At 44.2% G+C, this 15,290-nt stretch carries 9 protein-coding genes and 1 pseudogene; 7 read left to right on the top strand and 3 right to left on the bottom strand.

Features of this window, described 5'->3' with window-relative positions; translation table 11 throughout:
• Positions 1-237 precede the first annotated feature (237 nt).
• Positions 238-360, bottom strand: a pseudogene (locus CF651_RS33005) (transposase); the annotation flags it as partial.
• Positions 361-576: 216 nt separating this feature from the next.
• Here CF651_RS33005 and CF651_RS27720 point away from each other — a divergent pair.
• Positions 577-1,674, top strand: coding sequence for a response regulator transcription factor (locus CF651_RS27720; RefSeq protein WP_094018105.1), 1,098 nt, complete (start codon positions 577-579; stop codon positions 1,672-1,674).
• On the opposite strand, the gene CF651_RS27715 is transcribed toward CF651_RS27720, so the two are convergent.
• Entirely contained in the window at positions 1,655-3,457 is a 1,803-nt protein-coding gene (locus CF651_RS27715) for a sensor histidine kinase (RefSeq protein WP_094018104.1), read from the bottom strand. The genes CF651_RS27720 and CF651_RS27715 overlap by 20 nt on opposite strands.
• Positions 3,458-3,860: 403 nt before the next feature.
• Here CF651_RS27715 and CF651_RS27710 point away from each other — a divergent pair, with 403 nt between their 5' ends.
• The 6 genes from CF651_RS27710 (at position 3,861) to CF651_RS27685 (ending at position 12,897) form a co-directional block, all read left to right on the top strand.
• Positions 3,861-5,459 (top strand): type 2 periplasmic-binding domain-containing protein, encoded by a 1,599-nt coding sequence (locus CF651_RS27710; RefSeq protein WP_094018103.1) that lies wholly within the window; start codon positions 3,861-3,863, stop codon positions 5,457-5,459.
• A gap of 103 nt (positions 5,460-5,562) precedes the next feature.
• The gene (locus tag CF651_RS27705) at positions 5,563-6,543 is read left to right on the top strand and encodes an ABC transporter permease (RefSeq protein WP_094018102.1); all 981 of its coding nucleotides are present in this window, start codon (positions 5,563-5,565) and stop codon (positions 6,541-6,543) included.
• Positions 6,544-6,575: 32 nt separating this feature from the next.
• A complete protein-coding gene (locus CF651_RS27700; RefSeq protein WP_094018101.1) occupies positions 6,576-7,478 on the top strand; it encodes a carbohydrate ABC transporter permease in 903 nt (300 codons plus the stop codon).
• 26 nt (positions 7,479-7,504) lie between these two features.
• Complete coding sequence (locus CF651_RS27695) at positions 7,505-9,109, top strand: alpha-L-arabinofuranosidase C-terminal domain-containing protein (RefSeq protein WP_094018100.1); 1,605 nt, start codon at positions 7,505-7,507, stop codon at positions 9,107-9,109.
• 36 nt (positions 9,110-9,145) lie between these two features.
• The gene (locus CF651_RS27690) at positions 9,146-10,693 is read left to right on the top strand and encodes a carboxylesterase/lipase family protein (RefSeq protein WP_094018099.1); all 1,548 of its coding nucleotides are present in this window, start codon (positions 9,146-9,148) and stop codon (positions 10,691-10,693) included.
• Positions 10,690-12,897: a hypothetical protein gene (locus CF651_RS27685; protein ID WP_094018098.1), complete on the top strand. Its 2,208-nt coding sequence runs from the start codon at positions 10,690-10,692 to the stop codon at positions 12,895-12,897. Before CF651_RS27690 ends, CF651_RS27685 begins: the two co-directional genes overlap by 4 nt.
• Positions 12,898-13,320: 423 nt before the next feature.
• Here the strand turns inward: CF651_RS27685 and CF651_RS27680 are convergent, their stop codons facing one another.
• Positions 13,321-15,009, bottom strand: a complete 1,689-nt coding sequence (locus CF651_RS27680; protein WP_094018097.1) for a copper amine oxidase N-terminal domain-containing protein — start codon at positions 15,007-15,009, stop codon at positions 13,321-13,323.
• Between the last annotated feature and the right edge of the window lie 281 nt (positions 15,010-15,290).

The following is a 15,290-nucleotide window of genomic DNA, read 5'->3' as shown; positions in this document are numbered from 1 at the left end:
CTGTACATTACAAGAATTCCATAAGTGCATGCTCACGAGGTGATTGGCATGAAATCTTAAGAGGAATGACATCACGTAGACCGCTTGGCCAAATAGTCCTTAAGCAAGTAAGAATTGGGAGGGATCAATCAATATTGTCGGCATGTCGAACGATTTTTTAACTATGCAATTGAGCTCGATGTGATTTGGAGTCAACAGACGATCCAGAAGTAATCACTGTAGCTGACAGTTCTGTCACTCTTTAATCAATGGCACGATTTTATTGGTTACATTCGAAATTAAGGTAGGAGAAGCCTCAATTTCATACAAACCTTGAAGATGGTCCTGAATGTTTCGCCTACTCACGCCCTTAGCGAACAGCCACAATAGCTATGATCATCCGGATCATGTCACGGCTGAACCATGTACTCAAATTCCTTGACTACTGTAAAGTCAACTTTGATTTCACCAAAATTTATGGTATAATTTTCCTTAAAGATGCTCTTATCTTTGGTTGATGTGTTATGGACAAACACAATATCTACCAAGGAATAAGAGCTTTTTTTCATCGCATTTCGAAATAAAGGAGGGGTTGCATTGCTTAGAGTCATCTTTGTTGACGACGAACCCTGGGCTCTGACAGGAATCAAAAATATTATCGACTGGAATCAGGAAGGATTTGAAGTCATCGAAACTTTTTCGGATCCGCGAAAGGCATTTAAGAGCCTTACACGTATTCAGCCAGATATAGTCTTTACCGATATAAGAATGCCGGGAATGACCGGACTTGATCTGGTCAGGGAATCCAGAGAAAAAGGAATCAATTCTGAGTTTGTTATCGTAAGCGCTTTTAGCGATTTCGAGGTAGCCCGCGGGGCCTTGCAATATGATGTATTTCACTATATTCTTAAGCCTCTTGACCGTGAAGAAGTGAGAACTGTTGTGGAAAGGCTTAGAAAAAAACTTATTTCTGCCAAACACCTAGTCCTAATGGAGGTTTTTCAAACAGGTAAACTCATGAATGAAAGACAAAGAGAGGTGCTTGTTTCAGCTGCTGTCCATAATCATTGTTACGTTGCAGTAGCCGATTCCAAGGATTACAACTGGCCCCATAAAAAGGACATGTGCGTTGAACAATTTTTGCTTAGTGATGGAACAAGCCTCTATCTGCTTTCATCAAAGCAATGTCTAGAGCCCTTTTTCAATCAATGGAGGATGTCTGCTGATGCATGTGGGGTAAGCTCCGGAATAAGTGTGCAACGTCCCGGGTTTGAAGATTTCGATAATATGTTTTCTGAAGCTGTCAGTTCTGCTCAACTGGAAATTGATTATTCTGCAAACTCTATAGTTTCGGCGATCCAGGTATATCTTAGCAGAAATTATCAAAATGAGCTTTCGCTTAGTGAGATCTCTGAAAGATTTTATTTGTCCGAAACATACTTATGCGAGCTTTTCAAGAAGCAAACAGGGATTACACTAACAGGTTTTTTGACTGCGATCAGAATGAAGAGGGCGGCACACCTGCTTGTAGAAAACGAAGCACCAGTACAACAAGTGGCGGATAAGGTGGGTTATTCAGACTATGGATATTTCGGTAGAATATTCAAACGTTTTTTTGGATTTACTCCCAGTAGGTACCGAAAAATTCAGCATGCTGCCATCATCAATAAAAATTTCAGCTTGTTGGAAGAGTAAAATTTGGGTTTAACAATGTAAGCGCTTTAGGTACACGAATGATGACTTTTGTGTAGTGACCCTTAACAGAGCGGACCTCAAAGAAATATTGGTCACCGAAGCTGTTCTTTAGACGCTGTTGGATATTATAAAGACCTATATTCGTTTTTCCATTTGTGGTACTATCGTTTATCGGCTGGTTAAAGTTATTTATTTTTTTAAGCTCTTCATCGGATATGCCGGCACCATTATCGGCAATGTTTAGTAAAAGGGATCCATCTTTTTGAAGCCGGCCTGATATTCTTATGATGCAGGGCGGTATTTTTTCTGCAAAACCATGTTGAATGGAGTTTTCAACGATAGGCTGGAGAAACATGGCATGTATAGGATGGTTCATTGCCTCATGCTGAATATCCAGCTTTATTGTGTACTTGCCCGGAAAACGCTGGCTCATTACCTTCAGATAGTCGCAAGTATGTTTTATCTCGTCTTGAAGGGTAACGATGGTTCCAGTGCTTACTGAATAACGGAACATGCTGGCCATTGATATGCAGATATCTTCTATACATCTAACACCATAAACTTGGGCCATGCTTCGTACACACTCCAAGGTATTAAAAAGAAAGTGCGGATTTATTTGGCTTCTGTATGAGAGCAATTCGGCCTTTTGCTGGGCAATCATGGATTGGTAGAGATTCTGCTGGGATTTTCTAATCTCTTTTTGGGAAATTTCAATTCGCTCCAGCATTTCATTGATATCTTCAGCAAGTCTGGCAAGTTCGACAGTTTTCGGAATACGCACCCTGACTACAGATTTCCTCAAAGTAAGATTTCTCATATCATTGATGATCTGATCTATAGGATTGGTCACGGAACGGAGCACAAGCTGCATCTGGAAAAAAAGCAGAAGACCGGCGACAAGAATAATAAAGATACCGATGCTTCTTATAGGAATAAGATCGCCAATTAGGGAATAGCTGGAGGCAAGTGAAACAAAACGCCATCCGAATTCGGGTACCGATACGGAACTGGTGAGAAATTTTTCTCCATTGACGTCCGCCTTGCCCCGGCCCTCTTTAGCGTTTAGCAATATAGACTTCTCAACTTCATTCATTTCCCGGCTAGAGTTTATAATTTTATCTTCAAATATGAGTGCAGTTAGACCATCGTTAGATATGCCGGTGCTAAGTTCGCCGGTAAATGATTTTAAATCGACCACGACTGTACACAATGCTATATTTTTTTTCTCGCTATATCCTTCTAAAATGGAACGGACAGGGAGAATGTACAGAAAGAAAGGTCCGTTATTGCCGCCGTTATTATCGAAGAATACATTACTAACAATCGGGTTGCGGAGTGTGATATCTTGAGCCAGTCCGTTTTCCGACATTGCCTTTTCTCGAATCTCACGGAAAGTATCACTTATATAAAAGTTATTCATATTTCGGGATGTAAGGACAATACTTTTTATATTTTTGCTACTGTAAGTGGAGTCATATAGAACCTCGGTAGCTGAAGCCTTCAATTTAAAAAATTCGGATGGATTGTCCGTTAACAGGAACTGCTGAACGGCAGTAGAGTAAGATACCCGTTTGGCGGCCTTGTCAATTTCATTGATTGCCATGTCAAGTCGCCGGTCCATCTCATTAGACAGGAGCTCAAAGGTCTGATAAGCCCTTCGCTCAATGATGGAGTCGAACCCCATATTATATATGATGATTAAAACACCCATGGAGATAAGAAATAGAAGTGTGCTTCCTATAATACGGCCTCGAATAGAATTGAACTTACCAAACCTCATCATAGATAAACTCCTTCAAATAAATTGATAAACACAACAATAATATTCATTTATTATATAGAAGATCAGAGAATATTCGCAATATTCCGAATTTAATCCTATTTCAACCTAATCCAATGCATATCGCTGTTTACTTGCACTTGCTAAAATTTATGTATGAAAGCGATTGGAAAATACACATTTAAAATGATAATGAAAGCGCTTCATCGGGAAGTCCATATTATACTCTCGGGTGAAAGGAAGCGGTGAAATAGTAAATCGGCAGGATTTAACTGCCCGACTTCCCGAAGGGCAAATGTTTCAGTTCTGGGATGAATTGACGCAAGAGTCTCACGTTCTCGAGAATCAACATTAGTGCTGCCTCAAGCAAATGCCAAGGGGCGAAAAATAAAAGGGAGGATCAAGCATGACCATGTTGAGAAGTTTAGTATGTTTCGGAGCGGCTGTATCCATGATACTTAGTATTGCAGCATGCAGCAGTGACTCAGAGAAACAGTCGGATCAAAAAAGTAGCGATAATTCCAAGCGTGTCAAACTAACAATGGCATCCGTACAAGGAATTGAAGGGTTCAATTATACCAATGGCGATGCCGTTGCCAAGTATTATTCCGATAAGTTCAACTACGACTTAGATATGACAGCGCTGAACTGGGACAACTGGAATGAAAGACTTAGGATATGGATCAACTCAGGGGACATGCCGGATATTGCAGTATATAACTATATTCATGCAGATGCCGCTGCCTTTGTCGATCAGGGACTTATCAAAAAGCTTCCTGACGACTGGAAAACCCGCTGGCCTAACGTAGCAAAAGTGTTTAGCAAAACATCGCTCGGGCCTCAGATGGAAAAAGTCTTTGGCGGGACTTATTTCATTCCAAGAGCACGTTTTATGTCTAACTTGCCCGGTGATCCATTGTCGAATCATCCAGCCATATATATTCGTAAAGATTGGGCTCAAGCTGTGGGTTTTCCTATCAAGTCCGCCTACACAACCTCTGAGATTATTCAGTATGGTAAGCTAATCAAGGAAAAGGACCCCGGAAAGGTAGGCGACAAACTAATTCCGGTTGCTGAGAATACGAACCACGCCGTTGACTTGTTTGTTGCACGAAACAGCACTCATTACAATAATTTCTACAAAGACAAAGACGGTAAGTATAAATGGGGCGGGGCTTCTGAGGATACTTTGAAAGGGCTTAAGGTGTTCTCTGAAGCCTACCGGTCCGGTGTTCTTAGTAAGGACTTCTTCACTGTGAAAAACGAAGAGCATGGTTCTTACTTTAATGTCAAAGGGAATGCAGGAGCTACCTACTTCCAGGCGCCGACATCGGCTTTTCAGACTTATTTTAACGATTTTCAGGCTAATACAAAACTTGACCCCTATCAAAACATTCATATGGCTATTGTTTTGGGGGAAGATGGAAATTACCACCAGGAAGACCTCATTAATTTCTGGGGTACCATCGTCTTTAATCCGAATATATCCAATGAAAAATTTGAGCGTTATATGGATGTACTCGATTATAACGCTACTCCAGAGGGCAATACAATAACCAATATGGGGTTAAAGGATGTAGATTGGGCCTATGACAGCAATGGCAAAGTAAAATCGCTTTACGACGAAGTAAAAGAAGGTAAGCCGCTTGGCGGCGCAAACGGAAAATATCCTTCCAATGGTTATCTGCTAGGCAGTACGATTCTGTTTGACGATTTCGCATTCGACAATCCAAATTCTGACCAAAGATTGAGGGATATGTCAAAGCAGCTTTATGCTGAAAAATCGAAAAAAGGCACTCCAGAAACGTTTACAAAAGTGAACTGGGATGTATACACCTACGATTCTCCAAGCAAAAGAAGGGCCCAAATCGATTACAACACAGAGTACGCTAATCTTGTTACTACGCAAGGGGATATAGAGGCAAACTGGAAGAAATGGGTGGAATCGAAGATGTCAATCATCCAGCCGGTTCTTGATGAACTGAACTCAAAATTGGCCAAATAGTCAGCAAATATTTTCGATTCATAGGCCTCAAGTAGCTGCGGTGGATCCGATATGATGTGCCCGGCTACTTGATTTTATATCTGTTCTGATAGAGGGGGTTCAAATGGAGAATATAGTCGCGGAAAAGAAGAAGTCGTCCTTAGAAACGAATTCTTCGTCCTTGATGAGTCGCGTATTGAAGTCCAGGGAAGTGTACCTCCTGCTATTACCGGGAGTCATATGGTATATCATCTTTGCTTACATCCCCATGTATGGGCTGACATTGGCGTTCAAAACCTATAAAGCCAATCTTGGTATATTTGGAAGTCCATGGATCGGGCTTGAAAATTATACCTATGTGTTTAGAGATCCCGCATTTATTGAATCCATTTGGAAGACGCTGTGGATTAACGCAGGACGGATCCTATTCCAATTCCCCATTCCGATTGTATTGGCTTTAATGTTAAATGAAGTGCGTGTGAACAGGTATAAAAAGGCTATACAAACGATTTATACATTCCCCCACTTCTTGTCATGGATTATCGTTGCCAGCGTTATGATTAATACTTTAAATACTCAAGGCATGATAAACGGTATGATCAAGATGTTTGGGGGGGAGGCAGTCAATTTCCTTGGTTCCACTCAAATTTTTCAATCTTTATTATATATTACCGAGAACTGGAAGTCGTCAGGGTGGGTCATGATCATCTATCTGGCAGCTATTGCAGGAATTGATACGGAACAATATGAATCGGCTCAGCTCGACGGTGCAAGCCGTTTGCAGACGATGTGGTATATCACCCTTCCAGGCATACAAAGTACAATTGTTGTTATGTTGATTTTATCCGTTGGCAATCTGATGAATGCAGGATTTGATCAGATCTTTAATATCAGTAATGCTGCAACTGCCAAAGCCGGTGAAATCCTGGATATGTATATTTATCGAATTACATTTCAGTCTGCCGCCGACTTTTCTTTCTCAAGTGCAGTAAGCTTGTTCCGATCTGTAATCAACTTTGCTCTGCTGCTATTCGCTGATCAGGTTTGTAAATGGCTTGGCGCGGAAGGGCTTTTTCCGTCCAGGAAAAAGTCGGTTCGGGGATAAATCGGATGCGAATATGGGAAAGGAAAGTGAATATGGCGGATGTTAGATTAATACCGAAGAAAGCTTATCGTCATAATCAAATACAATCATTAGATATTGTCCTATTGGTTATTCTCACATTGTTTGCTATAGCCATCATTTTACCGTTTGTCAACGTTACTGCAATATCTTTATCAACGCAGCAGGAATATTTAAAAAGAACGGTGTTGTTGATACCAACGGAAATTACACTTGAAAATTTCAAGGCCTTGTTTGAAGACGGACGCATATGGGTGGGCTACCGAACAACATTGCTGCTCCTTGTCATTGGATTGCCGCTCAACATGTTTCTGACGACAAGTATGGCTTATGGGCTAAGCCGCCCCGATTTTCCGTTTAAGAGATTTTTCGTTTATTTTGTTGTCGTTACTCTGTTGTTTCATGGCGGTATTGTCCCCATGTACCTGTTAATGAAGCAGCTGCAATTAATTAATACCATTTGGTCGGTTGTGTTGGCCTACGGAGTGAATTCATTTTATTTAATCATCATGATGAACTACTTCATGTCGTTACCGATATCCCTTATGGAGTCGGCTAAGCTTGACGGAGCAGGTGAATGGCGGATCCTCTTTAACATCATATTGCCATTATCCATGCCTATCATCGCGACAATCTTATTGTTCTATGCCGTGGACCGTTGGAATGAATGGTTTAATGCCATGATATTTATCAGGAAAGGCAGCCTGGTTGTCCTACAGCTTGCCTTAAGGTCTATTGTTATCGATTCCCAGATCAGTCAGCAGATGAATATTTCGAATGTACAAACCGATGTAAAGTTTTCGGAAGGTATGAAAATGACTGCAATTATTGTAACGATGATCCCTATCATGTGTGTTTTTCCTTTTTTACAAAAGCACTTTGTCAAGGGCATGCTGGTAGGTGCAATTAAGGCTTAAGTCATTCAGGAAATGAGGGTTCTTTGATGGTAAAGAAGGCAAAGGTGACCGTACAACCGGATTATAAGATAGGTAGGGTAGATAAAAGACTGTTTGGTGCGTTTCTCGAGCCGATCGGTAGTTGGGTATATGGAGGTCTCTATAATCCCAAACACCCGACTGCGGACGACATGGGTTTTCGGAGTGATGTTATAGACGCTGTCAAGGAATTTGATCTGCCAGCCCTTCGCTTTCCCGGAGGTAACTGGGTTTCGGGCTGGGACTGGAAGGATTCTATCGGACCGGTTGAAAACCGTAAGGCACAGCTGGACCTGGCGTGGTTCCAGGTTGAGCCGAATATAATCGGCCATGACGAGTACATGGAGTGGACCAAACGTGTCCATACAGAACCGATGTACACCCTCAATCTTGGTACGGAAGGTATCAAGAGCGCCGCACACTTGGTAGAGTATTCACGTCATATCGGCGGCACCTATTGGTCTGACCTGCGCAAAAAGTACGGGCACCCCGACCCCTATCCCATCAAGACCTGGTATCTTGGGAATGAAATGGACGGTCATTGGCAGATCGGTTCTTGGGAAAAGGATCCGTTGGGCTTCGGCATTCGTACCCATGAGGTTTCCAAAATGGTCAAATGGATTGACAACAAGGCGGAAACCGTTTTTGCGGGTACCTCTGACCATTACAAGCATTTCCCCGAATGGGAAATGGCGGCGCTAGAGCAGTGCTACGAATCGGTAGACTACGTATCCCTGCACCATTACCACTCTGCGCCGGAGGGCGACATCGCCAACTATCTTAACATTTCCTCCGTATTTGAGAACTATATTAAGACAACTATCGCCATTTGTGACTATCTGCAAACCAAGCTGCGTACGCCTAAGAAAATGTACATCTCCTTCGACGAATACGGCTGCAACTTTGGCAAGCAGGGCGAGGTTCTTTTCGGGCGCAGAGGCTGGCAGGATGTAACGAAGAGTTATGCCCAGTTTGCTCCCAGAGACAATGTCTTTACAAGATATGATCCGGAGCATTATGTAGAGCGAAGGTTTGGTTCCTATCAAATGCTGAACGCCCTTGCTATGTCTTCCGTGCTTCTGACTTTCCTGCGTCATGCGGATCGGATCAAGATAGGCTGCATGACCGGCGGTATTCGAAACGCCCTGGCATTTAACGGCGTACATGTGTGGAAGAACGCAGCATATTATCCATATTACCAGATAAATAAGCTAGCCCGTGATGGTATCTCCATTCTGCCTGTGGTTGACGGACCGACCTTCAACACCGAACAATTTGCCCTTACAGGCTCTAATCAGTGCCACGCCTACGAAAATGTTCAAGCTATAGAAGCTGCCGCAGTACAAAATGAGGAAAAGGGCGAGGTCTACATCTTTATCATCAACCGGGGGATTGAGGATGACATCGAGGTCAACCTGGACGTTCGCGGCTTTGATGGTTATAAGTTCGCCGAGCATATTGAGATGTACACCGATGATCTGGAAATGGGGAATAGCTTCGAGAATCAGGATGCGATAAAGCCCACGAAAAATCTCGAAACTAAAATGGAAAACGGTAAAGTGATAGCCCTGACCCAAAAGCTTTCATGGAATGTGATTTGCCTTGTGAAATAAACAAATCATTGAAGATTGAAGAGAGGTGCATCAAGTATGCTTAGAGTAGTGAGAGTTGAAAACGGTATCGTTCAGGGGCTGCCGGCAGCCGACCCTCGAATCACAAGTTTCAAGGGTATTCCTTTCGCCGCGCCCCCCGTAGGCGAGAACCGCTGGCGTGCCCCGCAGCCCGCAAAAGATTGGGAAGGCGTGTTGAAAGCATACGATTTCGCGCCGGTTTCGATGCAGGTGAGGCAAAAGATTGATGTAAATAATATCTATACCAGGGAATGGGCTGTGGACCCGGACATCTCCATGGACGAGGACTGCCTCTATCTGAATGTATGGACTCCGGCTAACAGTTCTGATGAACAGCTGCCGGTGTTTGTATGGTACTTTGGCGGCGGGCTGCAGGTCGGTCATACGGCTGAGATGGAGTTTGACGGCGAACGCATCGCACGCAGGGGCATCGTGGTAGTAACGATTAACTACCGTCTGAACGTATTCGGATTTTTATGCCATCCGGAAATAACGATGGAAGCTCCGGAAGCTCCCGCAAACTTCGGCCACCTTGATCAGCAGTTCGCTACGCAATGGGTTAAACGTAATATCGCGGCATTTGGCGGGAATCCTGACAACATTACGATTGGCGGACAATCGGCCGGCGGCGGGAGCGTCATGAGCCAGCTCACTTCGCCGCAGAACGAAGGTCTTTTTCGGAGAGCCATTATTCAGAGCGGTGTCTCAGCGCCGCTTTATCCGGGAGGCCGCATGCCCAGAATTCGGCACAATCTGGTGGAGGCGGAACAAGAGGGTCTGAAATTCTTTGAATTTATTGGAGCTTCCTCCCTTGCAGAAGCCCGTAAGCTGGATGCAGAATATCTCCGTGACAAGATGCTGGAATATAATAAGGGGTTTGGGTTCTGGGGTACCGTTGTAGATCATGTATTCTGCATAGGCAACGCATTTGATCTATTCCTAGAAAACAAGCGACAGATGGCACCGGTGCTCTGGGGGCACACTTCATCCGAATTTTTCAGTGTTCCGAATATCAAGACGCTGGGGGAATTCCGGCAAATGGCTGCCCATATGTTTGGCGAGGATTCCGAACAATTTGTTGCTCTTTTCCAGGCTCAGTCGGACAACTTAGATGAAATAGTGAAGAATGCTTCTGTGAGCGGTTTTGAATATGCGATCCGGATTGCCTCACAAGCCAATGCGGATACCGGAGCCTATATCCCGCTGTATTATTACAATTTTGATGCGGAGATACCGGGTTGGGATAACCCCGGAACCTTCCACTCGGTGGATCTCTGGTTCTTCTTTGAAACCCTGGCCAAATGCTGGAGGCCATTTGTCGGCAAACATTATGATCTTGCACGTCAGATGTGCAACTACTGGGCAAACTTCATCCGTTCCGGAGATCCGAATGGAGAAGACTCCACTGGAGAGGAGATGCCGCAGTGGGAGCCCTATACGCCTGAGGCACCGTACGGAATGGTATTCAAAGATAAACCAGAGTTTGTCAGGGAACAACCTGCCGATGTAATGAAATTCCTAGTGAAGCAATATTTCAATAAAAATAAAAAGGAGATGTATCCATGAAGCTAGTATGCGGTGACTATACCGTTATCTTTCAGGACGGCGGCGTTGAGGTACACAAGGACGGAAAGCTTCTATATTTCAATAAACGTCCGATGTTTGTAACGGTAAAGACAGCTGTTGCCCTTAGCGAGTTTTATGACAAAACTTACTGCGAGATTTCTGCTTCCGGCGATACCATCACCGCCCAAGGTACATTAACCGTACCCTCCGGATCTGAATTTTCCTTCACAGATGCTTATGAGGCAACTGGAGCCGGATTGAAGGTAAGCAGAAACGTAAAGGTGCTGAAGGCGGGAGGAGACCTTGGTTTTTCCACCAAACTCTCCTTGGTCATGACAGAATCGGACGATCCGCATGACTATAACTGCTTCGCCCCCGGTGTATGGTATAAGCAAAACGAATTTGCGCGTGAGAATGCCTTTGGCAAAGACCTGGATTGCGAGTATTTCTGGCGACTGGAGACCGCTTGTGCTCTGCCTTTGTTTGCCATGCAAAGCATCGCATCAGGCGAAATGGCGGCAATATCCCGTTGGACGTCAGACGTAACCATGCGGTCTCTGGATATTGCACAGGCCGCAAATCAAGTGGATCCCAAATTTACCATAGGAGCCGTTGGCATGAGTAGGCCAGAAAGCAGAACCATGAATGTTCTGTATTATGGCTTTGTTGTTCGCAAGGAGCTCGAGACGAAAATCGACGGCTTGTCTATTGATTATGTATACCCAGGCTGCGATGGTCAGATGCCTGCCGCAAGAAGGTATGCGGGACTTGACTTCAAAGACGAGTTTAAATCCTTCCAGCGCGTGAGCCACCCGGTTGAGGTCGGATTTGAGCAGAACTACGCTGTGGCAGTAAATTTCGGACACTATAGCAGCTTCCAATTGATGATGAGAGACATCTGGAGGGTGACCTATGACCGGATGCGCGACAAGCTATTTGTTGTCGATAATGAGCTCCATTTTCACAACTGCATGAGGATGCTTACCCAATACACACAGCAGTACGGCGATTCGTACGGGTTGCCCTTCTCCTGCCAACTCCCCCACATGGATGTATCCAGCGTTTCCTTCCAATTCGGCTTTGTCGGACAACAGCCCGGGATCGGCTATCAGCTGCTGCGTTACGGCGACAAGGAAAACGTGCCCGAAGCCTTCGAAAAAGGCTTGAACATGATTGACTTTTGGGTACGTACGGCGATGACCGAGTCCGGTTTGCCGCATATGTGCTACCATCCTGGTATTAAGGAGTTTGAGCCGTATCCTCATTATATCCGAATGCTTGCTGACGGGATTGAGGCCATTCTGGATGCATACCTCTATATGCGCAAGATAGGCGACGATCGCCCGGCGTGGCTAGAATTCTGCAGAAAAACCGCTGATTGGATTGTGAACATTCAGAATACAGACGGCAGTTTTTTCCGTGCATACAATACTGACAGCTCCATCCGCATGGACTCCAAGGCCAACACGCCTAGTGTGATTCGTTTCTTGGTGCAGTTCTATCTGGCGTCGGGTGATGAAAGATATAAAGCCGCTGCGATCGAGGCGGGGGATTGGTCGTATAACAATGCTTACTTAAACATGGAATACCGTGGTGGCACCTGCGACAACATGGACATCATGGATAAAGAGGCCGGGATCTACGCTTTGTTCGGCTTCCTAGCCTTGTATGATTTGACCGGTGAGAATAAGTGGCTGGAAAGCGCGATTGGAGCTGCCGATTATACCGAAACCTGGACCTATGCGTGGACATTCCCTGTGACTACGCCTTGGCCGAAGCATCCATTCAACAAGTATTCTATTAGTGGGCAGAGCATGATCACCATCGGCGGGGGGGCCGATGTGTATATGGCTGCCTGTTCATATACCTACTATAGACTCTATGTGATTACAGGTGATGCGCATTATCTCGATTTTGCCGAGTTCATTCATAAGAACACCCGACAATCCAATGATGTGGACGGCAGCATTGGCTATATCATGCCCAGCTTGGGGCACGAATCAGGCAACTTTTCCAGTCAAATCCTGCAAAGTCACTACCACTGGCTGCCTTGGTGTACTTACGTGGAAATCGACCCCTCATCAAGACTATATGATACCTTTGGCGGCTATGAGATTGCAGATGCCCAAGGGCTCAGTCAGGAAGAGAAGGACAAGAGAAACCGTATATATGATACATTTACTGAAATTCAGATAGGAAGCTAAGTATTCCGGTCAATTTAATATGGAAATGAAGACGAAGAGGGTGTCCCAAAAGCCATGAATGTGGCTAGGGGCACCCTCACTGTCTTCCAATATTGGACATAAAGAAGGTTCTATTCCCAAAGATGCTAAACGAAACCGCTTGAGGGTCTATTTAACAGTGTTCAATACATGATTAACCCCGATGTTAGGACTGTGCACCACTACGTTAGCGAAAGTGCTAAAGCCGCTCGAATGCTTGTTGCCCTGCCCAAGAACACTGAAGTTATTAGCCAATGTCTTCGTACAAGCTGCTTCTTTTGCACGGTTACTGTCCCCGTCAGCATATATCGGATCATGGTTTCTGGATTTCCAGGCTCTGGTCGGAGCAAGGTGACAACATAAGACGTATTCTGCTCGCTATCGGGGTCGCCCATACTAAAGACGTTATTTAATAAGTCCGGCAGCGATCAGATCATCGACATTCAAATAGATGGTGAAATCCTTGCTTTCCTTACTGATGGTGATGATCCCATTTTTTTTCAAATCTTCGACCAAAAAGAAATGTTTCCCGTTCTCCTTTTTCAAATGCAGTCCATTAATTTCCGTGTTAGCTCCCTTGGAGCTATTGTTCCATGAACTAGGAAGCTTCAATTCAAGCAACTTTCGAGATTCTTCGGACTTCTCTTGAGTGGGTCCATAAAGGGCATAATCATCAACACCGGTTTTGCCGGTGAAAGTGAACTTAACTCCAGTCTTCTTATATAAAGTATCTTCGTCAATCCAGGCTTCCGTAATCAGTTTATTTGTTCCAGTATCAAATTTCTTGATCCGGATATTACCTGAAGTGGTCTCCCTCACATCAATCTGATTCCAATTGGATGGAAGAGGGAGTCGCAAAACTTCTTGGTCTTTCTGGTTGATTACTACTTGGGTATCTTGGTAGCTTACTTTATATATTTGCCGCAACAGGGCTAGTGACATCCATTTGTCAGATAGCTTTGGGGGCTCGGGGGTCCCTTCGTGGAGGAAGCTGACGTAGTTAGCATCATCCCGGTCAATGAATTCCCCTTTATATGTACCAGACCGATCATATGCGTAAAAGACAATAGTTCCATCTTCATACTTACTGTAGCCCGACTTTGGAGTTACTACGGTGATAGCGGAGTCCGGTTTAAGGGTAACGTTGCTTGCAGGAGGCTTTACCTGCCCTGTTTCCTTCAAATATTGATCAACTATCTGATCGGCCGGCAGGGTACTTACTGTAAAATAGTCCGTATAAACATCACCAAACTTGGAAAGAAACCAATCCGACGTATATTTGTTGCTGAACGTTCCGAATAACTTGTAAAGGTCTCTTTTTGTATTTTTCATTGTCCTTCCATCATCATCTACCCAAGTTATCACTTCGTCCATGTCTATTTTACGGATGTCTTTAACAGACATGGAAGTTATGTTGCCGTCGACTTTATAATAAATCTCCGCCATATCCTCATATGGATGTCCCTTCAGCAACATCCAGCCGGCCATTTCTCCTTGTCCAGGCACGTCATACATGCCGCTTGCGGAAGACTCAGGGGAGTTTTTCGAGGGTTCCGAAGGTTTGAGCGTTACTCCTTCAGGAGTTTCACCAATATATGCTGTATCCGTAGCCTCATCATACGTAACCTTTAATCCTAGAATATTTGAAACAGCTCTAAGCGGTACATAGGTCCGCCCGTTATATAACAGGTTGTTGGCCTCCACTTTTTCGAGATTAACCATGATGGTTACCGCGTCAAAATCCACATCAATCGCAGTATCCCTTTTTTCCTCCAGTACATCATCCTTAGAGTTGTCCGACTGCGCGGAAGGGACACCCGGCTCTTGTTTGCCAGCAGGAACCGCGCCAATATTAACCACATTTTCTTTAGGATAAAAAGTAACGTTTAAATTCTCCATCATTTCTGCGATATTTCGGATAGGAACATAAGTGCTGCCGTCATACAAAATATTATTACTGGCCGCAGCTTGTCCATTCACGACAATATCGACTTTGTTAAAAGAAACCTGAATGTTTTTCGAAGTTGCGGCAAAAATACTGCCTTGTGGAAATAGCAATAACGTTGCACTCATACCAACCAGCCATTTTTTCAAATCCCCAGCCCCTTAGTTGTATTAGAAAATGTATCCAGTTATTCTGGAACAAAGTCATTTTAACAAAAATAGATAAGAATTGGAAATTAATATTAATTGACATCACCAGGAAATATATTTCCAGTTCAGCAATCAGACCAGGGCATTTTTCCAAAACAGTAAAAGTAGCTGACTCTAGGGATGCAGCTGGCCTGACGAATTGCTATCTTCTTCTATGCACGAGGTATATCAGGAACGTAAGAATCAGATCTCCAAAGGTGAAGCCAAAGAGGGGGGGAATG

Origin of the sequence: Paenibacillus rigui (assembly GCF_002234615.1) — a bacterium.
Taxonomy (GTDB): Bacteria; Bacillota; Bacilli; order Paenibacillales; family NBRC-103111; genus Paenibacillus_S; species Paenibacillus_S rigui.
The sequence above is the reverse complement of the archived record's forward strand: the minus strand, read 5'-3'. Positions and strand labels throughout refer to the sequence as shown.

Excerpts from the sequence above, each read along its gene's own strand:
- CF651_RS27700 (WP_094018101.1), top strand. The coding sequence starts at position 6,576 with ATGGCGGATGTTAGATTAATACCGAAGAAAGCTTATCGTCATAATCAA.
- CF651_RS27695 (WP_094018100.1), top strand. The coding sequence starts at position 7,505 with ATGGTAAAGAAGGCAAAGGTGACCGTACAACCGGATTATAAGATAGGT.
- CF651_RS27710 (WP_094018103.1), top strand. The coding sequence starts at position 3,861 with ATGACCATGTTGAGAAGTTTAGTATGTTTCGGAGCGGCTGTATCCATG.
- CF651_RS27685 (WP_094018098.1), top strand. The coding sequence starts at position 10,690 with ATGAAGCTAGTATGCGGTGACTATACCGTTATCTTTCAGGACGGCGGC.
- CF651_RS27690 (WP_094018099.1), top strand. The coding sequence starts at position 9,146 with ATGCTTAGAGTAGTGAGAGTTGAAAACGGTATCGTTCAGGGGCTGCCG.
- CF651_RS27705 (WP_094018102.1), top strand. The coding sequence starts at position 5,563 with ATGGAGAATATAGTCGCGGAAAAGAAGAAGTCGTCCTTAGAAACGAAT.
- CF651_RS27715 (WP_094018104.1), bottom strand. The coding sequence starts at position 3,457 with ATGATGAGGTTTGGTAAGTTCAATTCTATTCGAGGCCGTATTATAGGA.